A 20461-nucleotide genomic window follows, 5' to 3' on the forward strand; every position below is an offset into this window, starting at 1 on the left:
GGAGTCGGTGTGGGAGTTGGTGTTGTGGGAGTCGGTGTGGGAGTTGGTGTTGTGGGAGTCGGTGTGGGAGTTGGTGTTGTGGGAGTCGGTGTGGGAGTTGGTGTGGGAGTTGGAGTTGGTGTTGGTGCTATCAGTCCATCCACAGTAGCGGTAGCAGGGGGACTGATAGCACCGCTGTTGTCTGTGGCGCTGTAGGTGAAATTGCTTCCTGTAAAGGTGCCCGTCGTTTGGAAAAATAGTTGCTGCAACTGTGCTGGAGTCAGGACTTGGCCTGGTGTCACTGGTACGCCACCGTTGGCTGGATCTCCTAAAAACAGGACTGCTTGGTCTGGTGAGGGCAGGGTGTTGATCGTGTAAGAGACGATCGACCCGTCGGGGTCGAGGTCGCGGCCTCCCAATCCCGTGACTAACTGGCTGCTGTTGGGCCCTAGGCTGGAGGTGGCATTGTTGGCCTCTGGCGGTTGGTTGGGAGTTGGAGGTGGTGTCAGAGTTGTGGTGACTGTAGATGCGTTGTTGTCCAGAGTCGGGTCAGCGGTAGTTGAGGTACTTCTGGCGGTGTTGGTGACGCTGCCGGATGCAGGTACGATGAAGCTGACTGTGTTGGTGACGGCGGCACCGCTGGCTAAGCTGGGAACGGGCGCGAAGGTGACAATACCTGTATTGGGATCGTAGACACCGCCGTTGACTTCTGTTACGGCGCCAACGATGCTGTCAGTAATTGTGAGGTTTTCGGCTGTGCTTGGGCCGTTGTTGACTGTGGAAATTATGTAAGTAACTCTTTCACCTGGTGCTGCTGCCGCAGTCCCGCTTTTGGTGGTAACGACATCGGCACTAGGTGTCAGAGTTGTGGTGACTGTAGCCAGCGGATCAGTGCCGTTGTTGTTCTCAGGAAAAGGATCTGGGGTAGCTGAGGTATTTCTGGCAGTGTTGGTGACGCTGCCAGATGCAGATGCAGGTGCGATGAAGCGGACTGTGTTAATGGCAGGAGCACCGGAAGGCAAGCTGGGAATCGGTGGGAAGGTGACAATCCCAGTATCTGGATTGTAAACAGCCTCGTTGGGTAGACTAACTATTGTTAAACCGCGAACAATGCTGTCGGTAACGGTGACGTTTTCGGCTGTGCTTGGCCCGTTGTTGACCGTGGAAATTGTGTAAGTAACTGTTTCACCCGGTGCTGCTGCCGTAGTCCCGGTTTTGGTGGTAACAACATCGGCAAGAGCAGCAACAATTGTAGTTGAGACTTGAGAGATGGGTTGGGAACTATTGTTGTTAGCTAGATTGGGGTCGAAAGTGCTGGATGTGCTATAGGCAGTGTTAGTTAAGGGAGCTGTGACTGTTGGGGAAACTGTGGCGGTGATGGTGCGGGTTTGGCTAGCACCATTAGCCAGAGTCGGAATCGCCGGCCAGATGACCGTCCTCGTTGTGGGGTTGTATGTGGCGAGGTCGGAGGCGCTGACGAAACTTAAGCCCTCTGGGAGCGGATCTTGAATCAGGACGCTTTCGGCGCTGTTTGGCCCGTTATTTGTGGAGGTAATCGTATAGGTAATGGTGCTATTGGGTATGGCGAACAGCGGGCCTTTTTTAACAATGGAAACGTCTGCTACAAGTGTAGGCGGATCGATACTTTGGACGATGACATTGTTAACTTCGTGAATGTTTGTATTTCCCCCTGTCGAAGCAGCAAACCCAAATTTAAAAGTACGTGGCACTTCTCCGTTTATGGTTGTCAAATTTGGTATGTCGATCAGTGTTTCGCCCGCATCAAAGATGCCGTTGCTGTCCAAGTCGAAGGCAACTGTGAGACGGTTAGGAGATATTATTGAATTCGCCGGAAATAATGTAATTTGGACACTTCTTTTAGCAGCAGTGCGAGTGGTTGTATCTTTATTATCTATGCCAAGGGCAATGGAAGTGCTAGTTAAAAAATTATAAGATGTGCTTTGGCTGCCTCTAAGTCCTAATGAATCCGGCCGTTGCCCGGGGCCGCCCACACGCCCTCCCACTCCTGTTTGACTAGCAGAATAATTGCCAAACTCGTCTAATCCGACACCTAAATAACCTCCTGAAATACCAAGTGAAGCGGGGCTATTATTATTCTGAGCATAGCCGAGAGAGCCACCATAGCCTCCCGCTTCTGTTGGCGTAGCTGTTCCGTCAATGAGGAAAAAACTAATGCCATCGGCACCAAGGGGGGTATCATCCCCTACTGGTCGTTGTGGAAAAAGGACAGTACCTCTGTTATAGGCAAAGTAATCAAAGGTAACTCTCAGACCCTCAGTGGCCGAGATGGGGTTGTTGTAGATTACAAAAGCTGCTTGTTGAAAGGCGTTTGATGTTAATCTCAAAGTACCTTGTCCCTCTAGATCGCCAGTCCCTAAAGCAGGAATAACACCGCTGGTGTTGGCTGTACTACCTGCGGTTAAGCCTGGGTTAGATGAAAGGGTGTTGCCAACTCCATATATCCAAGGCCCGATTACTGTTGAATTTTTAAATTCTTCAGCAGCTAAGGTAGCCAGGACTGATGTGTAGCTTTCTAGGACTTTTTTTTCAAAGGCTAATTCGGTATTTATTTGTCCTGTGGTAATTTCTAATTCCCAGTTGCCACCTAATGCTGCACTCCCTGTTAAATTATTGGAAGCGGCAATATTTGCTCCTGTTATTTCGCTGAGTTTTTGTATAAACTTTAGACCTGATTCCCCGGCGCCTGTGTAGCAACTTAACAGCAGAATACTACCTGTTTCTTTGAGAGCTTTACCCCACTGCTGCAATTGGCGGGAATAGGTTTCTATATTGTGAATATTGAGTTCTGCCCGGCCGATTTCTACTGATGCTGATGCGCCGTGAGCAACTATTTGAATGCTGTTGAGGTTGTGCCGCGAGGCTGCTATTTCGGCAATTTGTTCGATTCCATCCCGGGTTCTATCGAGCAGGATTACTTCTGTATCGCTTTTCACTCCCCTGAGAAACTCTTGGTAGTTTTCTACTTGTGAATCCACAATCGCTAGATTTTTTCGACTAGCCGTCTCTGCTTTATGGCTAGCTTGTCTCAAGATTTTAGTTTCCATATTGGTAGATTTCCCTGTTTGTGTAGATGACTAATTTGACAGATTTAGGAGGGTTTTCATTTGGGGTTAATTTTGTTGCTAAATCTAAGCTACCCCTTTTCATAGATGACGATAAACTTTCAACTATAAAGTTTTAAAAGTTATTTTTTACGAGACATAATACTTACCTCTATTTGTTATTTGTGATGTTAGTCAATCATTAGACAGGATTTACTGCGATCGCCCTTGGATGTCCTGATGCGGCCGATGGCTGCAAATTCTAACATGAATAAGGGGTAACAGCCTTTGTATTAGCGAAGATGCTCTATTTTTGGAAAAAATGATATTAGGTCTAAGGTTAGTTATATGGTAAATTACTTACGGATTTATCAGCATAAGGGGTCTAACCCCTCATAGCGCTGTTCTTAGTCTGGTGATATCGAGGCTGGCTCAGACAGCTTGAACCGTAAATATACTGAAAATATTAATTTCCTAAAAATTGGCAGATTTTGACTTTGAGGTGCGATCGCTCTTAAAAGTTGAGAGTACCGTATTTCTAGAGATTTATACTTATACTAATTGGGTGTGCAGTAAACTCACAGCCATGTAATAATAACAACTTAACGCTACAAAAGTTAACAAAAAAAGTTGACAAATTATATATGTTAATACCAGGATTGCGGTGACAAAAAAGAACGATCGCCCTTCAGTTCAAAAAGTACGATCGCCCTTTACACCCTCTTTTTATCTAAATCATCAAACTGCGTCGATCGCACACCCTAACGCGGCTTGCTAAGCGTCAATATCGAGTTCGCGCACTAAAAAAGCCCATTCATCAGCCAATTCTTCAATCACTTTAGCTGTAGGTTTGCCACCCCCGTGTCCCGCTTTAGTTTCAATGCGAATTAACACTGGTTTTTCTCCCGCGTGGGTTTCTTGCAAAGCAGAAGCAAACTTGAAACTGTGGGCGGGAACCACGCGATCGTCGTGATCGGCAGTTGTAATCATTGTCGCCGGATAAGCCGTTCCCGGTTTGAGATTGTGCAGGGGAGAATAGCCGTAAATTGTCGGAAATTCCTCGGCATTTTCGGGAGAACCGTATTCCGAAGTCCAGGCCCAACCAATGGTAAACTTGTGGAAGCGCAGCATATCCATAACCCCGACTGCGGGCAATGCTGCACCGAACAATTCCGGTCGCTGAGTCATGCAAGCCCCTACTAATAAACCGCCGTTGCTACCACCTGCGATCGCCAATTTTGCAGGTTTGGTGTATTTGTTTTCGATCAGCCATTCAGCGCCAGCTATAAAGTCATCAAACACGTTTTGCTTATTCAACTTTGTCCCTGCTTGGTGCCATGATTCGCCGTACTCGCCGCCCCCCCGCAAACAGGCGATCGCATAAACTCCGCCCAGATCCAGCCACACGACATTGCTAATCGAAAAACTCGGAGTTAGGGACACGCCAAAACCGCCGTAGCCGTAAAGATAAGTGGGGTTATTGCCATTAAACTGCAAGCCTTTTTTGTGGGTGATAAACATGGGTACTTGCGTACCGTCTTTGCTGGGGTAAAATACTTGTTTTGTTTCGTAATCGTCGGGATTAAAATCGACCTTTGGCTGCCGATAAATCGTACTTTCATCTGTCACCATATTATAGTGATAGATGATGTTAGGTGCAGTGAAACTGGTGTAAGCATAAAAAGTTTCGGTGTCGTGCCGCTTGCCGCTGAATCCTCCCGCCGAACCGATTCCGGGCAAGGCAACTTCTCGCACGAAAGAGCCGTCTAAGTTGAAAATTTTAATCTGGGTGTAGGCGTCTTTCAAGTAGGAAGCGACAAATTGATTGTTCAGGAGACCTATGCCTTCGAGAGTTTCTGCTGCTTCGGGGATAATTTCTGTAAACTCCCACTCCCTGGGCGACGAGGGGGTTTCATCACAAGCGAGGGATGAGGGAGGTGGGTTGTTGGTGTCGATCGCAATTACGCGGCCCAAGGGTGCATTCAAGTTTGTTTGAAACCAGAAAATAGAGCCTTCATTGTCGATGAAACTGTACTCAGCCTCGAATTCGCTAATCAGTTCTACAACGGTTGATTCCGGTGCAGTTAAATCCTTGTAGAAAATCAAGTTTTTGGTTTCAGTTCCTTGCCAAACTGAGATAATCAAGTATTTGCCATCTTCGGTGACGCCGCCGCTAAATCCCCACTCTTTTTGGTCGGGTCGCTCGTAGATTAATACGTCTTCAGATTGGGGGGTGCCGATTTGGTGGTAAAACAGTTTTTGGTAATAGTTAACTTCTTCGTGCTTGCTTTTTTCGTTGGGTTCGTCGTAGCGACTATAAAAAAAGCCTTTGCCGTCGTGAGTCCAGGATGCTCCTGAGAATTTAATCCACTTTAAATGGTCTGATAAATCTTCGCTTGTTGCCACCTCACGGACTTTCCATTCCTGCCAGTCGGAACCAGAACTTGACAAACCGTAAGCCATGTATTTGCCATCTTCGCTGATAGCTACGCCACCCAGAGCAACGGTTCCATCTTCTGAGAGAGTGTTGGGGTCAATTAATACTTTGGGTTCGGTGTCGAGGGATGTTAAGGTGTAGAGTACGGATTGATTTTGCAGACCGTCATTCTTGTAGTAGAAATAGCGAGATCCTTCTTTGAAAGGTATGCCGTATTTCTCGTAATCCCAAAGTTGAGTCAGGCGCTGTTTGATTTTTTCCCGCGCCGGAATTTCGTTGAGGTAGGCAAAGGTAACTTGATTTTGGGCTTCCACCCAAGCTTGGGTTTCCTCTGAGTCAGGATTTTCCAGCCACCTGTAAGGGTCGGATACTTTGACGCCGTGGTAGTCGTCTGTTTGGTCGATTTTGCGGGTTGTGGGGTAGGTGAAAGGTCGATCGAATTTGGTCATGATTTTTTACTACTCTCGGTAACTTTTTTCAGTTTACCCTTTCGCGGCAGTGACGACAGGGAACAACGAAACTCAAGACCATAAACCAAATACCAAATACCCGACAGGTTGAAACCTGTCGCTACACACACAAAACCCGCCGACGCGGGTTTCATATCTTACAATTTTGTCATTGCGAGCCTGAGCGAAGCAATCGCAGAAGCTTAGAATATAGCTCTCGTCGCATCAATTGTAAACTCTTCATCCTCTCTTCTCTTCCTACCCTACCCTTCGGGAACCCCTGCGGGGAACGGGAACGGCTTCGCCGAACGTGCCCTTGGCGTCTTCGCGGTTCGTTTCTCTTATTTTTAAATCAGGTATCACCACCCGTTTTCAACTAATCCAACTCCCTCCTTCCTTCCAAAGCACGAGCCAATGTAACTTCATCGGCATATTCCAAATCTCCCCCCATCGGCAAACCAAAAGCTATGCGTGTCACTAGGGTAAAAGGTTTTAATAAGTGACCGATATAAAGAGTAGTAGTTTCGCCTTCCACGCTGGGACTAATAGCAATAATTACTTCCTTAACCTTTTGCTGGCTGACGCGCCGGACTAATGGTTGAATGTTCAATTGTTCGGGACCAATTCCATCCATCGGCGAGATAACGCCGCCAACAACGTGATATTTGCCCATGTATTCCCGCGTTTTTTCTAAAGCGATTACATCGCGGGATTCTGACACTACACAAATGGTATGACTGTCGCGGTTGGGATTGCGGCAAATTTCGCAAACAGGGTCAGCAGATAAGTGAAAGCATACTTGACAGAAACCTACTTGCTGTTTGGCATCAATCAAAGATTTAGCTAGGGCTTGCACTTCTTCTTCCGGTCGCTTCAAAATATGTAAAGCTAAACGCTGGGCTGTTTTTGGGCCGACTCCGGGCAAGCGCTGCAATTGTTCGATTAAACGAGCTAAAGGTCGAGTGTACATTAAAAATTGGCGGTAATTGGTAATATCATTTCTGGTTGATTCGCGACAATATAATTTGTGCGATGTAGGGGCGGGTTTTACCAACCATCTATGTTTAAAACTAAGTATATCATAAACCCGCCCCGCCCATACACTGAGGAATATTGACTAATTTACCCTCCACTAATTTTAGCTTTGTAGCCTAACTTTGTGATAATTTCTAGCAGCTTTTGCTTGTGTTCGCCTTGAATTTCGATTTCATTATCTTTGACTGTGCCGCCAGTACCGCATTGGGCTTTTAGCTGCTTGGCTAAAGTTGCTAATGTTTCGGGTTTTTCCTGAAAGCCGCTGATGATTGTAACTGTTTTGCCGCCGCGTCCTTTTCGGGATGCTTCGATTTTGAGGTTTTGTTGATTGGGGGGAACTTCGGCAACTCCCCGTTGGAGGGCGGCGGAGTTGTCAACGTTGCCGAATTCGGAGTAAACTATTCGTTTGCCCTCGGTTGTTTTGCTGTCAGAATCTTTGCGTTTGGATGCTGCCATAGGTTAAGATGCTTGAACTTTTTTTACTGCTATTTCTAGTTTTAGCGGATTGGGGTATGGTTGCGATCGCTCGGAATGCCATCTATCTTCTACTTATTGTATTAGCCCGTCAAGCGTTCAAGGAATTATAATGAAATTTGTTCGATCGCCTCAAGTCCACAACCGATTTGGTACGATCGACATCAAGCCTCTAGCTTACCCGCGAATCTAAAAAATCTAAAATCTAAAATCTAAAATCAAATGACAGTCACCCCCCTACCTCTCACCACCGAAACCAGCGCCCAACGCCCAGACTCCCTCGGCAGATTCGGCAAATTCGGCGGCAAATACGTCCCCGAAACCCTGATGCCCGCTTTATTTGAACTAGAAGCCGCTTTTCACAAATACCGCAGCGAACCGGAATTTCAACAGCAACTCCAACAATTGCTCAAAGATTATGTCGGCCGCCCCAGCCCTTTGTATTTTGCCGAACGCCTCACGGAACACTACGCTAAAGCAGACGGAACTGGCCCGCAAATTTACCTCAAACGCGAAGATTTAAACCACACCGGAGCTCACAAAATTAACAACGCTTTAGCTCAAGCATTGTTAGCAAAACGTATGGGTAAAAAGCGCGTAATTGCTGAAACTGGTGCTGGTCAACACGGCGTTGCTACCGCCACAGTTTGCGCTCGTTTTGGTATAGAATGCGTTGTCTACATGGGCGTTCACGACATGGAAAGACAGGCTTTAAATGTGTTTAGAATGCGCTTGATGGGAGCCGAAGTACGGCCGGTGGCTGCGGGTACGGGAACACTGAAAGATGCGACTTCCGAAGCGATTCGCGACTGGGTGACAAATGTCGAAACAACTCATTACATCCTCGGTTCCGTAGCGGGCCCGCATCCTTACCCGATGATGGTACGCGATTTCCATGCGGTAATTGGTGAAGAAACGCGCGCTCAGTGTCAGGAAAAGTGGGGTGGTTTGCCGGATATTTTATTAGCTTGTGTCGGCGGCGGTTCTAATGCAATGGGTCTTTTCCACGAGTTTGTCGGGGAAGAAACTGTCAGATTGATCGGTATTGAAGCGGCGGGCGAAGGTGTGGAAACTGATAAACACGCTGCTACTTTGACTAAGGGAAGTGTGGGAGTTCTACACGGGGCGATGAGTTATTTGCTGCAAGATAATGAAGGTCAAGTAATCGAGCCGCATTCGATTAGTGCAGGTTTGGATTATCCGGGTGTGGGGCCGGAACACAGTTATTTGAAGGATGCGGGCAGGGCTGAATATTATAGCGTAACTGATGCAGAAGCGCTGGAAGCATTTCAGCGGCTTTCGCAGTTGGAGGGGATTATTCCAGCTTTGGAAACTTCTCATGCGATCGCCTATTTGGAGACTCTGTGCCCGCAGCTAACAGGCAATCCGCGCATTGTGCTTAACTGTTCCGGACGCGGCGACAAAGACGTGAACACTGTAGCGAAGGTTCTGAATATCTAGGCTAGCGGAATGTGGGGCGATCGCTCTGTAGGAATTGGTAACAATTAACTTTATTTCTCGTTTGATTTCATGTCCAAAGGTTTGATTTCGATTTGCTTGGGATTGTTGACAATCCTGCCTAAGTGTGAGACCTCCATTCCTATGCGATCGCTGCCACAAACTCCCATGAATACTAATGTTGCTTCCAGTGCTATTACTGACTTAGAAAAAGCGGTTAACCAACAGATAAATCAATACCGAGCATCTAAAAAGTTGCCACCGCTGAGTATCGATCCGCGAATCACTCAGATAGCAAGAATTCACAGCGAAAATATGGCTAAGGGTAAAGTCAGTTTTAGCCACGATGGATTTGAGGGGCGGGCGAAAGCAATTACCATTCCTTATCAAAGTGTAGCTGAAAATCTTGCTTACAATTTTGGCTACAACGACCCGGTACGCAATGCTGTTGAGGGTTGGATTAAAAGTGACGGCCACCGTAAAAATATGGAGGGTCAGTTTAATGTGACAGGTATTGGGGTTGCGAAAAATGCCAAAGGCGAGTATTATTTTACTCAGCTTTTTGTTCGCAGTCGATAATTTGAAGGAAGAAGGAAGAAGGAAGAGGGAAGAGGGAAGAGGGAAGAAGGAAGAAGGCAGTCAACAGTCAACAGCCAACAGTCAACAGTCAACAGTCAACAGTCAACAGTTACCAATAATGGAATTTGCAGATTTTCAAGTGTGCGATGGTGATATTCCCGATTCTCTCTTATCTTATTATTTGACTGCGCCGGCGATCGCGGTTGATACGGAAACAATGGGTTTGCTACCTTGGCGCGATCGCTTGTGTTTGGTTCAGTTGTGCAATCCCGAAGGTAAAGTTGCAGTGGTGCGGATTGCCAAAGGCCAGACAGCAGCACCGAATTTAAAGAAGTTAATGGAAGCCGAAAATATTGAGAAAGTATTTCATTTTGCGCGCTTTGATATGGCAACAATGCGTTACAATTTAAGTATTGACATTGCACCAGTTTTCTGCACCAAGCTAGCTAGTAAACTTGCTAGAACTTATACCAACAAACACGGATTGAAAGAATTAATTCTAGAACTCGAAAAGGTAGAATTAAATAAAACATCTCAAAGTTCCGACTGGGGAAATGCGACTAATCTTTCGGACGATCAACTAAATTATGCTGCTAACGATGTCCGCTATTTGCTGAGCGCTAAACAAAAGTTGACTGCTATGTTGCAGCGAGAAGAACGCTGGGAAATTGCACAGCAATGTTTTCAGTGTTTGCCAGTTTTTGTGAGTTTGGATTTATTGCAGTACAACAATGTTTTCGAGCACGGCTAATACTATTTTAGATTTTAGATTTTAGATTGGCAATGACTGATGACTACCAGGGTTTAGAACACGAGCATAAAATTGCATTCTTTTTTGGAACTGGTATAATATTCTGTCACCTCGCAGAACTGCCCTCAAATTGGTTTGTAGTGAAGACTTGAGTTATCATAAAACTCGCTCGGAATTTAGTCCTCACTACAAACATAATTATTATTATTTGACCGGACTTGATGTGAGTTAAAAAAAATTCAAAACAGTGATCTATGGGTGATTAGGACTGATCGGGATTGTGTTCGTGCAGTAAAGCTTCAATTTGGTCGTCAACATTTCTAATCACCTGTTCCAAAGCGGGCAACCCCTCTAAAGGCACAGGAGAAAGCCGAGTTCGATCGCGAATTTGATTCACTTTCCGCTGCAATTCTTCGGCCAGCCGCAGTGCGTCCCGACTCAAAGTAGACAATTGCTGCTGCTGGTAAAACCTCAAAGCTGCCCCCCGCAAAACTTGCAGGGTGGCTTCTTCCTTGCCACCCACCGTCATTACCCGCAAGCGCAACAGCAAATGAGTGTTTTGATATATGCGCTCAACTTCGACTTGTTTGGGCTGTTCCACCGGGCAAACAGGCATATCTGTCAGCCGCTTCAACTCGTCGATGACCTCTTGGAAAAGGACGATATCGATACCTTCGAGCATGGATTTCAAAACGCCATCTTGACTCCAAAGAATCCGGCCTTGGGACTGGTGGCGCTCAAAAAACAGGCGACCGATACCCTCTCGCAGCACTCTACCGAGCAATTCTTGTAGGAGTTGGGGCGCGGGCAAAGTTGCCAAAACTTCCACTTGGCTTGACAAGTGCAAGGCCTCGACATTCAAAACCGATAGCTGTGTCGGTGTCGGGGGAACCTCAGCGGCAGCAGGTTTAAACGGCTCAGGAGGGGGCATCGAGGGTTCTGGCACAGACAGCAGCGTTGCTGCATTGGGGCCTGAAGTTGCTGGTGCGGATTTTTTGGCTGTTGGGGCTGCAGCGGTTTCTGTCTGGCTCGGTTCTCGGAGTTGGTTCCCGTGCAGCAAGTAAGCTGAGAGCATCGAGCGCTGAGTTTCCGAGGCAATTGGCTCTGTTGTGACTGAGCAATTCATGTAAGCTAAAATCCGCTGCACGTAGTCCAAGGCGGAGTCATCTTGGGCATCGACTACGCCCAATTTAAACAGATTACCTTCTAGAGATAAAGGCAAAACTTGATAATAAAGGCAAGCTTCAAAGGGGACAACAGTGTCGATTAGGTGAAATATTCGATCGGAGTCCATTGTAGCTGCCGAGTGTGTTGAAGATGTATGTACCATTAGCTGCTTTGTAGTTGGAAGCGCGATCGAGCGCGACGCACCAACCTGATGCGATAAAATTAAACGCTGCAACTTCCCTGACGGAGGAATTGGCCTAACAACCGGAAGCTTTTCTTAAATAAAAATTCTTAGTCCCAGAATTTTCTCCCTTCTGTATTGCAGCCTCAAACTCTACCAAAAGATTGAGAACTAGATGATGGCTAGCGCACTCTAGACCCACTATCATTGATCGCCCGATGTTGATGCCCGTGGCTGGCAACAATAGAATTATATCTTTAATGCACAAGTATTAGAGATGCACCACAACCGATGATTTACGGGCTACCGCTGAATAGAGGATTGGCTAAAAAAGCCTGAAAAGTCGATCGTGCTGCTAGTATCTTACCTCAGAGAGTTAACTGTGAGCGTTTTGGAGCGCGATCGTCACGGCAGCGCTACGATATCCCGATCGATCTAACCTGAATTGATACAAGGGGCATGGCGCGGTTTTCCACGGGGAAACTCGCAGCACTCTGTGGCTTTTGGGGAATTGATTTGTAGCGCGGATTCTGAAAAATGCTACCGCCCATTAACAATTAGCAATTGCCCGCCACCCATTACCAATCTACTCGTTGCGGAGCGATTGAGCTGCTAAATAGAGTTTGCTCCACTCGCCGATGACTTGATTGGTTTTCAGTTTTAATTCAGATGCGATCGTCTCTACACTTTTCCCTGCTTTCAACGATTCTACCAACTGCCGCTGCACCGGTGTGAGGTCTTGTAAATATTGCTGCCACTGGGCGGGAGTCAAGCCCAAACTGTGTTCTTGGAGCGAAGTTTCCAGCCAGTTGGCGACTAATTCCGGTGCTTGTTTGACCGCAAAAACCCGAATCGCGTGGTAACTAACTTTTTCTCGCAAGCGGTAAATTTGCTTGATTGGAACATTCAACTCCTCGGCAATTGCCTCTTGGGAACGACCTTGCAGGTAAAGCTGCAGCCACCGGGAAGCCAGCGGATCGACTTCAGCGGCCAAGTAATTCTCAAATTCTTGTTGGACAATCTGCCGCTGAGTTTGCTGCTCTTCCCAAGCTTGATTTTCTCGATACTCGGACATCGCCTGTTCGTCTAGCAGGCTGAGCGGTTCGTCTGTATCGTCGGGTAGAACCTGTTCCGACACCAGCCGCACCCAGTCTCCAGCAGGCACTTGCGTCAACCCGCCGCGCTGAGCACGCCGCAGGTAGTTGACAAAACGGTACACCAGCAGCGGCTGGTTGCGGATCGGCCGCAAGCAGTATTCTTCTGTGCTCGCTAGCAGCAAAGCATTTCGCAGGCGTCTGTCTGAGGTGCATTCGGCAATCCAGGCGACTTGCTGCTGCAGGTAGCGATCGGAATTGAGCATTTCCTGAATCACTTCTTGCAGTACCTCCACCGCACTCCGCTGTCTGTCGCGACTCAGGGAAACCCACGCTTGGATTTTTTGCCGGAGCACAACTAAACCGCCGAGCCGCCCGATTAAGTTGCGGTAAGCTTTTTCTGGGGGTACTCCCAGATATCGAGAAATCAAAATTCGATATAAAAAGTCGATCGCGCCAGAGGCGACAGACAATTGAGTTGGGCTAAGAGTGTCAAATCTTTCGGGATTGTCTCCCAACAGCCACCGGACAACACTCTCGCGAGTGCTAGAATTTTCGTCCGGGCAATCTTTTTCCAGTCGAGACTTCCAATCTTGTCCTAGTCTTTCCGCCAAGGTCATGGGCTGTCGAGAATATTGTCTTTCACCCCCGATTTTACGTGGTATCCTGGATTTTTGAGTATTTTTCAGATATACGATCGCGCGATCGGATAAATTACCTTAAATTACCCTAAACAAAATTCCATTACGGTGCGATATGCCTAACTTTTTATTAGAACTCGGTACAGAAGAATTGCCCGCATCTTTTGTCGCAAGCAGCGCCCAGCAGTGGCAGCGACTTGTACCTGCAACGCTGGCAGAAGAATCCTTGACAAATGACTCAATTAATGTATACGCTACTCCGAGGCGTTTGGCCGTTCTCGTGAAAGGACTGCCAGTTCAGCAATTAGACAGAGAAGAAGAGGTAAAAGGGCCGCCCGCGAGTTCGGCTTTTAAAGATGGCAAACCGACGAAAGCAGCGGAAGGTTTTGCGAAAAAGCAGGGCGTAGAAATTGATGCTTTGGAAGTTCGCGCTACCGATAAAGGCGATTTTGTATTTGTGCTCAAAAAGATTCCGGGGCGGATGACAGCGGATATTTTGACAGAACTTGTGCCGCAGTGGATTAATAAGTTAGAAGGCAAAAGATTTATGCGGTGGGCTGACGGAGATTTGAAGTTTCCGCGCCCGATTCGATCGCTCGTGGCACTGTTAGATGATACTGTACTGCCAATTACATTGGTGAGCGGTTCGGATACGGTCAAGAGCGATCGAATTTCCCAAGGACACCGGGTGTTATACACCCCCCCTACACCCCTGGGAGGGGTCTCGATTCCCCAAGCCGAGGATTATGTCGAGTGTCTGCGGGCTGCTTGCGTGGAGGTCGATCGAACCCAGCGCAAAAATCAAATTAAAGCACAAGTAGAAGCCGCAGCGACAAAACAAGGCGGTTACGCCGACATTACCGAAGATTTGTTAGAAGAAGTCACCGACTTAGTAGAATGGCCGAACGCAGTTGTCGGCAAATTTGACGAAGAATTTTTGATATTGCCGCCGGAAGTAATCACCACAATTATTGTTACAAACCAGCGATACTTCCCCATCCTCAAAAGCCCAGATTATCCCGAACTTCTGCCCTATTTCATTACAATTTCCAACGGAGATCCTGCTAAAGCCGCGATTATTGCCGCCGGTAACGAGCGAGTAGTGCGGGCAAGATTGGCAGACGGTCAGTTTTTCTATAAAGCAGACTTGGTAAAGCCTCTAGAGGATTATTTGCCAAAGTTGGCAACAGTTACTTTCCAGGAAGATTTAGGGACTGTACGCGCAAAGGTCGATCGGCTGTGCAAGATTGCCAGTTTAATTGTCAATCAACTGCAAATCACAGAGGAAGAGCAAGCTGATGTAGCCAGAGCAGCCTTACTTTGTAAAGCCGACCTCGTAACCCAAATGGTTTACGAACTTCCCGAAATGCAAGGAATCATGGGGCAGAAATACGCCTTAGCAAGTGGCGAATCGGAAGAAGTAGCCACAGCGATTTTTGAACATTATTTGCCCAAAGGTGCGGGCGACAATTTACCCCAAACTCTCACAGGTCAAATTGTCGCAATAGCAGACAAATTAGATACTTTAGTCAGCATCTTCGGCTTGGGAATGTTGCCGACGGGTTCATCCGATCCCTTCGCTTTGCGTCGCGCAGCCAATGCAATAACTAACATTATTTGGGCGGCTAAGTTGCCAATTAATTTGCACAAGTTGCTCGCAGAAGTTGTTGCAGAATTTACCGCAGCCCGCCCGCAAACATCGGCGGACTTGCTGGATCAGTTATACGAGTTTTTCCTGCAAAGAATTCGGACTTTGTTGCAAGAAGAAAAGAATGTAGATTACGATTTGGTAAATGCCATTTTGGGAGAAAACGACCCAGAATATACTGAACGAGCATTGAGAGATTTGTTAGACGCGCTGGAAAGAGCGCTCTTTCTGCAACAAATCCGCAATAACCAGACTTTGGATCTAATTTACGAAACAGTCAACCGTTCAACTCGTTTGGCGGCTCAAGGTGATTTGGATAAAATAGAATTGGAACCGAAAACGGCGGTGAAACCGGAGTTATTTCAAAAGTCGTCTGAACAAGCTTTTTACGATGCAGTCGTGCAGTTAGTGCCGCAAACGCTGCTATCCAAACAAACTCGCAATTACCAGCAGTTAGTAGATAGTTTGACGGAAATTGCTCCGACTGTCAGCAACTTTTTCGACGGGCCAGAAAGCGTTTTGGTGATGGATTCTGACCCGGAAATTAAGCAAAATCGGTTGAATTTACTGGGGCTGCTGCGGAATCACGCGCGGGTGTTGGCTGACTTTGGGGCGATCGTGAAAAGTTAGAATTGACAATATTTGAGTCCGCCTGGGATTGAAAACCTCCGCTTCAGTCCGCCGGGGGTTGAAAACCTCCGTCTCAAAGCGAAAGTCCTCGCTCTGAGGACTGAAACCCTGACATAACATACTTTTCAGTCCGCCAGGGGTTGAAACCCCCGTCTCAAAGCGAAAGTCCTCGCTCTGAGGACTGAAACCCTGACATACCATACTTTTCAGTCAGTTTTAACTGACTTTAGCTGTTAGACAGGGGTTTTCAACCCCTGGCGGGCCTGGGGGAAAACGAGGGGGCCTGTAGGCAAACCAACTTGAGAAACCTACTTGTTAAAAATCGGGATCGAAATAACATTAAAGCTTACCAATAAAAGTAGTACATCTATTAGGATTGTTTCCGAACCGCGCGAGTCTCAGCAGAGTTCGATCGCTCTCTTAAAAAATAAGCAAAATGGCCAATAGTCAATAACCAATTCAAGGTTAAAATATAAACTTATAAAACCAGGGAAATTCGCTCCATCACACACACAACTTATGCCGATAGCTCATATCATTGGACTAGGAAAATCAGGAATTGCCGCCGCCAGACTGCTCAAACGCGAAGGATGGGAAGTAACGCTGAGCGATCGCTCATCTTCCCCAAACTTGCTCGAACAGCAACAGGAATTTGCTAACGAAGGAATTAACGTTGAGTTAGGTAAATCCTTTGAACCAGTCGAATCGATAGAATTAATAGTAGTAAGTCCTGGCGTTCCCTGGGACAGTCCAGCCTTAGTGCGCGCCAGAGAGTTAGGCATTGAAACAATCGGAGAAATGGCTCTCGCGTGGCGTTACCTCAAATCTCCTTGGGTGGGAATTACCGGCACTAACGGCAAAACTACTACTACTGCTTTAATTGCTGCTATTTTTGCAGAGGCCGGGCTTTACGCTCCCGCTTGCGGCAATATTGGCTATGCTGCGTGCGAATTAGCTTTAGCAGAAAAACCGCCGGATTGGGTAATTGCAGAAATCAGCAGCTATCAGATAGAATCCTCGCCATTTGTAGCGCCGCGAATCGGAGTTTTGACGACTTTGACGCCGGATCACCTCAGCCGCCACAAAACGTTAGAAAATTACTACAACATTAAAGCACATTTGCTCAAAAAGTCTGAATTGCAAGTAATTAACGGCGACGATCCTTGTTTGCGCCAGCAAGGAGTTGACGTTTGGCCGGATGCGTGTTGGACGAGTGTCAAAGGTGAAAAAGAACTGTTGGGAAATACAGATTTTGGAGCCTATATTCAAGATGGTTGGGTAATAGCTCAAAGCGAGAAAATTCTGCCTGCTGATTCTTTGCGGATGGTGGGAGAACACAATTTGCAGAATTTGTTAATGGCGGTGGCTGCGGCTAATTTAGCGGGAATAGATAAAAGTGCGATCGCCCAGGCGATCGCTAAATTCCCCGGAGTTTCGCACCGCCTCGAACACATCTGCACTTGGGAAGGCATAGATTTCATCAACGACAGCAAAGCTACTAATTATGACGCCGCGCAAGTCGGGTTAGCTTCTGTGAGCCCACCGGCGATTTTAATTGCGGGCGGTGACGCCAAAGAAGGGGACGATCGCGCTTGGATTGATACAATCAAGGCGAAAGCTGCTGGGGTGTTGCTAATTGGGGATGCGGCAGGTATTTTTGCCGATCGGCTCAAACAAGCAAATTACAACGCTTGGGAAATAGTCGAAACAATGGAACGAGCAATCCCGCGAGCCGCAGAATTAGGCAAACAGAACAACGCTAAAGTCGTGCTGCTTTCGCCAGCTTGTGCTAGCTTCGATCAATACCAAAACTTCGAGCAACGAGGCGATCATTTCCGCCAATTATGCCTCGAATCCCTAGTTTAGATATTTCATTGTTCGCTGTGTACAAATTAAGATTGTTATACACAGCGAACACTAACCAAATTCAATCTGCGTTCATCCGCGTCTATCGGCTTACATCTGCGGTTAAAAATTAAAACATCTGATTTCCGCCTACTTTAACTAACCGTCTTCCAAATATCCTTAATTTTCGCCTGTTGTTCCCATTCTAGCTCATAAAAAACTAGCATCATTTCCTCATGAGTGTAATCAATAATTATTGCCGCCAATTGAGCGGCAGTTTGCGCTTTTAGCATGGCTAGTTTCAACGTGGTCATTCCTTCTTTATCCATCTACACTAAAACTTGGATTTTTACCTCACTTTTATTTTAATTTTGCCTGCAACTATCTGTTAATTTTGCCTTAAAATCAGCAATATTAGCAGCATTTACTGTGTCAAAATTGTGCGAATTTATTTTAACTTGGCTGCAAAGCTGAGAGAGCAATTTTTCATTAATCTCCAGAATCTTGCCTTCGGAAGTGACTTTTTTTTGCAACAAAGTTGCGATTTCCCTTTCCAGTTGCCGATTTCCTTGCTGAAAGAAATCTTGAGAGTTAGAACGAAACAAACCGCTATTGACTTGCTGAATTTGGCTGGCTGTCAGCGATTGAGCCGAGACAGCAGCCGGAAATGCAAAAGATGCTGCTAGCCACCAGCTAGAAATTATCTGTTTGAGAATGCTGTTCATAACTGTCAGGAGGATTTTTTACCTCAAGTGGTTTCTCGTCTTCTGACTCGCTTACTAATTCATCTTCTTGTTCAAGTTTTTCTTGCCACTCGACAAGCTGCTGAAAAAGTTGCGGGTTAATTTCAAATACGGGTTTGTTGGTTTCTGACATATTTACTCCTGAAAGTAATTGAAAGACTTGGATTTAACTGGTTCCCTGGCAGAGCCAGGGAACCGCTGTCGAGAGGCTCTGCCTCGCTTTTTCAGCAGGAAAATTGGAGGCAGAGCCTCCGGATCTGCGTTACCACGCTGAGCCTGGAAACGAGTAGAAAAACAATTATGTCGATCAGAATTTACGCTCCAACCTTCAGCAGCGACATAATTATGCCTGTTAAGGAACCACCAAGCAGAGCTAAAGTAGCTAAGGTGCTAATGCCAAATCCTGCCGCTCTTTTTTCAGCAGCTTGATAGTAACCCCAAGCAAACAAAATGCGTCCAATTATCCAAACTGCGCCGATACCTGCGCCCCAAATTGGGCTGATAAATTGCGAGAACAGCCACAGCGAGGGCAAAAATAGAATCATTTGCTCTAAGGTATTTTGCTGAACTCGCACCACTCGCTCAAAGTCTTGGTTTCCTGTCATCTGCGGGGGAGAAACTTTGTATTTGAATCTAGCTCTGCCGACGTTGATGGTAACAACGAAGTAGAGAATTAATGCTGAAACAGTAATTAGACTAGGCCAAAGTGTGGCGTTTGCTTCTGAGAGCATGATTCGGTATTATTGGGGTGGAGTATATATCTTGATTATAAATCAATTATTGTCGATCGCGTTATTCATCGCCCTCCCGTCATTCCATGCACGGAATGTGATTCAACTGGTGGCTATTAGCGACGCGACAATTGCTTTCGGATTCTGGGACATCCTCGAAAACTTGCTGGCTGGGATTTTGATTCTTTTGACTGCACCTGCACAGGGAGACAAGCCCCCGACTCTTCTCGTGAGTCACCCCAAATTTTAGACCCTAGTTCAAGCTCCTAGATTCATCTGTGGAGTAAATTTAAAATCTAAAATCTAAAATCTAAAATCGCTGGAGTAAATCTAAAATGTAAAATCGACTGGGTAGCCCCAAATTTTAGACTTTTGTTCCAGCTACCAGATTTATCAGTGGAGTAAATTTAAAATCTAAAATTTGAAATCTAAAATCTAAAATCTAAAATCGACTGACCTTACCTGCATACGGATACAAGTCCCCAACTTAAGGAGATTATTTTGCTCAACAATATTCGAGACAGTCTTAAATATTTCACCAGGAGCAGGATTCCTCGAGAGCATTTAAAGCAAATACGAGTTGACTTGTTGGAAGAATCAACCCTAGATATTAACTATCTTGTCTTAATTCTCGGCTCCTGTATAATCGCTACCTTTGGACTGCTTGCCAACAGTGCCGCCGTCATCATCGGTGCTATGATAATCGCGCCTCTGATGTTGCCAATCCGAGGGTTAGCATTTGGAGCGGTAGAAGGTAACGTTATCCTCTTCCGCAAAGGTTTAATTGCATTAGCAGTTGGGACGGTGCTAGCAATTTTTCTAGCTTGTTTTTTGGGAGCGTTGGTACAACTTCCCGGCTATGGGAGCGAAGTTCTAGCTCGTTCTAAACCTACATTACTAGACTTAGGAATTGCGATCGCCGCTGGGGGAATCAGTGGTTATGCGAAAGTTCAGCCCAAAGTTTCTGCTACTCTGGCGGGAACTGCGATCGCCGTGGCTCTCATGCCGCCAATTTGTGTTATAGGTTTAGGCTTATCTCAAGCTAATTGGTCGCTCAGTTTGGGAGCAAGCCTCCTGTATCTTACTAATTTGCTGGGGATTACTCTCTCCTGTATGCTAACCTCTTTAATGGCCGGCTACACGCCCCTGCATCGCGCCGGTAAAGCCCTCTTGTGGGCGCTAGGATTGACGGCTATACTTGTAATTCCTTTGGGGGTGAGTTTTGCAGAATTGATCGAGCAAGCTCAACTCGAAGCCAGCCTGAAGCGGGCGTTGCTTAACCGAACTATCACTTTTCAACGGGTGGAACTGATTAAAACTGATACTAACTGGTTGATGAAACCGCCGGAAGTGCGTCTGATTGTTCGCAGCAGCGAAGCTTTGACACCCAAACAGGTGCAGCTTTTAGAAGCATTTGTTGAAAAAGAAATGGGTCAACCATTTACCTTAATTTTTCAAGTGAGTCAAGTTGAAGAAGTGCGGCGATCGATGCTGAATAAGTCCCGCTCGAAACCGAAGCCTTAACTATTTTATTCC

17 protein-coding genes are annotated in these 20461 nt (G+C 46.5%); 7 read left to right on the forward strand and 10 right to left on the reverse strand.

Annotation, left to right across the window (positions count from 1 at the left end; all coding sequences use genetic code 11):
• From QUA07_RS06580 to QUA07_RS06595, 4 genes are all read right to left on the reverse strand, one after another.
• On the reverse strand, positions 1-3065 hold a 3065-nt coding region (locus QUA07_RS06580), incomplete at its 3' end, for a DUF4347 domain-containing protein (protein WP_333323532.1).
• A 771-nt stretch (positions 3066-3836) separates the two neighbouring features.
• Positions 3837-5948: a prolyl oligopeptidase family serine peptidase gene (locus QUA07_RS06585; RefSeq protein WP_333323534.1), complete on the reverse strand. Its 2112-nt coding sequence runs from the start codon at positions 5946-5948 to the stop codon at positions 3837-3839.
• A gap of 376 nt (positions 5949-6324) precedes the next feature.
• Positions 6325-6918: a recombination mediator RecR gene (gene recR / locus QUA07_RS06590; RefSeq protein WP_333085182.1), complete on the reverse strand. Its 594-nt coding sequence runs from the start codon at positions 6916-6918 to the stop codon at positions 6325-6327.
• 152 nt (positions 6919-7070) lie between these two features.
• Positions 7071-7439 (reverse strand): translation initiation factor, encoded by a 369-nt coding sequence (locus QUA07_RS06595; protein ID WP_333051370.1) that lies wholly within the window; start codon positions 7437-7439, stop codon positions 7071-7073.
• A 240-nt stretch (positions 7440-7679) separates the two neighbouring features.
• On the opposite strand from QUA07_RS06595, the gene trpB reads away from it, so the two are divergent.
• The 3 genes from trpB (at position 7680) to QUA07_RS06610 (ending at position 10245) form a co-directional block, all read left to right on the forward strand.
• Positions 7680-8918: a tryptophan synthase subunit beta gene (trpB, locus tag QUA07_RS06600; RefSeq protein WP_333241060.1), complete on the forward strand. Its 1239-nt coding sequence runs from the start codon at positions 7680-7682 to the stop codon at positions 8916-8918.
• A gap of 141 nt (positions 8919-9059) precedes the next feature.
• Entirely contained in the window at positions 9060-9494 is a 435-nt protein-coding gene (locus QUA07_RS06605) for a CAP domain-containing protein (RefSeq protein ID WP_445305873.1), read from the forward strand.
• A 118-nt stretch (positions 9495-9612) separates the two neighbouring features.
• Positions 9613-10245: a ribonuclease D gene (locus QUA07_RS06610; RefSeq protein WP_333323649.1), complete on the forward strand. Its 633-nt coding sequence runs from the start codon at positions 9613-9615 to the stop codon at positions 10243-10245.
• Between the two features lie 262 nt (positions 10246-10507).
• Here the strand turns inward: QUA07_RS06610 and QUA07_RS06615 are convergent, their stop codons facing one another.
• Both QUA07_RS06615 and QUA07_RS06620 read right to left on the reverse strand, forming a co-directional pair.
• The gene (locus QUA07_RS06615) at positions 10508-11575 is read right to left on the reverse strand and encodes a hypothetical protein (protein WP_333323537.1); all 1068 of its coding nucleotides are present in this window, start codon (positions 11573-11575) and stop codon (positions 10508-10510) included.
• Between the two features lie 604 nt (positions 11576-12179).
• Complete coding sequence (locus tag QUA07_RS06620; RefSeq protein ID WP_333323539.1) at positions 12180-13307, reverse strand: HetZ-related protein 2; 1128 nt, start codon at positions 13305-13307, stop codon at positions 12180-12182.
• Between the two features lie 136 nt (positions 13308-13443).
• Here QUA07_RS06620 and glyS point away from each other — a divergent pair, with 136 nt between their 5' ends.
• Positions 13444-15606, forward strand: coding sequence for a glycine--tRNA ligase subunit beta (glyS, locus tag QUA07_RS06625; RefSeq protein ID WP_333323541.1), 2163 nt, complete (start codon positions 13444-13446; stop codon positions 15604-15606).
• Positions 15607-16125: 519 nt separating this feature from the next.
• Complete coding sequence (gene murD, locus QUA07_RS06630; RefSeq protein WP_333323542.1) at positions 16126-17472, forward strand: UDP-N-acetylmuramoyl-L-alanine--D-glutamate ligase; 1347 nt, start codon at positions 16126-16128, stop codon at positions 17470-17472.
• A 134-nt stretch (positions 17473-17606) separates the two neighbouring features.
• Here murD and QUA07_RS06635 read toward each other — a convergent pair whose 3' ends face one another.
• From QUA07_RS06635 to QUA07_RS06650, 4 genes are all read right to left on the reverse strand, one after another.
• Positions 17607-17780, reverse strand: a complete 174-nt coding sequence (locus QUA07_RS06635) for a hypothetical protein (RefSeq protein ID WP_333086400.1) — start codon at positions 17778-17780, stop codon at positions 17607-17609.
• Positions 17781-17816: 36 nt separating this feature from the next.
• The gene (locus tag QUA07_RS06640; protein WP_333323545.1) at positions 17817-18176 is read right to left on the reverse strand and encodes a hypothetical protein; all 360 of its coding nucleotides are present in this window, start codon (positions 18174-18176) and stop codon (positions 17817-17819) included.
• Positions 18145-18327 (reverse strand): hypothetical protein, encoded by a 183-nt coding sequence (locus tag QUA07_RS06645; RefSeq protein WP_333208919.1) that lies wholly within the window; start codon positions 18325-18327, stop codon positions 18145-18147. Before QUA07_RS06645 ends, QUA07_RS06640 begins: the two co-directional genes overlap by 32 nt.
• Positions 18328-18508: 181 nt before the next feature.
• On the reverse strand, positions 18509-18925 hold the full coding sequence (locus QUA07_RS06650; protein WP_333323547.1) for an MAPEG family protein: 417 nt from the start codon (positions 18923-18925) through the stop codon (positions 18509-18511).
• Positions 18926-18956: 31 nt separating this feature from the next.
• Here QUA07_RS06650 and QUA07_RS06655 point away from each other — a divergent pair, with 31 nt between their 5' ends.
• Together QUA07_RS06655 and QUA07_RS06660 are read left to right on the forward strand one after the other, a co-directional pair.
• Positions 18957-19175: a hypothetical protein gene (locus QUA07_RS06655; protein ID WP_333323549.1), complete on the forward strand. Its 219-nt coding sequence runs from the start codon at positions 18957-18959 to the stop codon at positions 19173-19175.
• Between the two features lie 251 nt (positions 19176-19426).
• Positions 19427-20449 (forward strand): DUF389 domain-containing protein, encoded by a 1023-nt coding sequence (locus QUA07_RS06660; RefSeq protein ID WP_333323550.1) that lies wholly within the window; start codon positions 19427-19429, stop codon positions 20447-20449.
• Positions 20450-20461: the final 12 nt, after the last annotated feature.

It is taken from the genome of Microcoleus sp. T3_A4 (assembly GCF_036700465.1).
Classification (GTDB): Bacteria; Cyanobacteriota; Cyanobacteriia; order Cyanobacteriales; family Microcoleaceae; genus Microcoleus.

Excerpts from the sequence above, each read along its gene's own strand:
- QUA07_RS06620 (WP_333323539.1), bottom strand. The coding sequence starts at position 13,307 with ATGACCTTGGCGGAAAGACTAGGACAAGATTGGAAGTCTCGACTGGAA.
- murD (WP_333323542.1), top strand. The coding sequence starts at position 16,126 with ATGCCGATAGCTCATATCATTGGACTAGGAAAATCAGGAATTGCCGCC.
- QUA07_RS06610 (WP_333323649.1), top strand. The coding sequence starts at position 9,613 with ATGGAATTTGCAGATTTTCAAGTGTGCGATGGTGATATTCCCGATTCT.
- QUA07_RS06585 (WP_333323534.1), bottom strand. The coding sequence starts at position 5,948 with ATGACCAAATTCGATCGACCTTTCACCTACCCCACAACCCGCAAAATC.
- glyS (WP_333323541.1), top strand. The coding sequence starts at position 13,444 with ATGCCTAACTTTTTATTAGAACTCGGTACAGAAGAATTGCCCGCATCT.
- QUA07_RS06645 (WP_333208919.1), bottom strand. The coding sequence starts at position 18,327 with ATGTCAGAAACCAACAAACCCGTATTTGAAATTAACCCGCAACTTTTT.
- QUA07_RS06650 (WP_333323547.1), bottom strand. The coding sequence starts at position 18,925 with ATGCTCTCAGAAGCAAACGCCACACTTTGGCCTAGTCTAATTACTGTT.
- QUA07_RS06595 (WP_333051370.1), bottom strand. The coding sequence starts at position 7,439 with ATGGCAGCATCCAAACGCAAAGATTCTGACAGCAAAACAACCGAGGGC.
- recR (WP_333085182.1), bottom strand. The coding sequence starts at position 6,918 with ATGTACACTCGACCTTTAGCTCGTTTAATCGAACAATTGCAGCGCTTG.
- QUA07_RS06635 (WP_333086400.1), bottom strand. The coding sequence starts at position 17,780 with ATGGATAAAGAAGGAATGACCACGTTGAAACTAGCCATGCTAAAAGCG.
- QUA07_RS06605 (WP_445305873.1), top strand. The coding sequence starts at position 9,060 with ATGCGATCGCTGCCACAAACTCCCATGAATACTAATGTTGCTTCCAGT.
- trpB (WP_333241060.1), top strand. The coding sequence starts at position 7,680 with ATGACAGTCACCCCCCTACCTCTCACCACCGAAACCAGCGCCCAACGC.
- QUA07_RS06640 (WP_333323545.1), bottom strand. The coding sequence starts at position 18,176 with ATGAACAGCATTCTCAAACAGATAATTTCTAGCTGGTGGCTAGCAGCA.
- QUA07_RS06615 (WP_333323537.1), bottom strand. The coding sequence starts at position 11,575 with ATGGTACATACATCTTCAACACACTCGGCAGCTACAATGGACTCCGAT.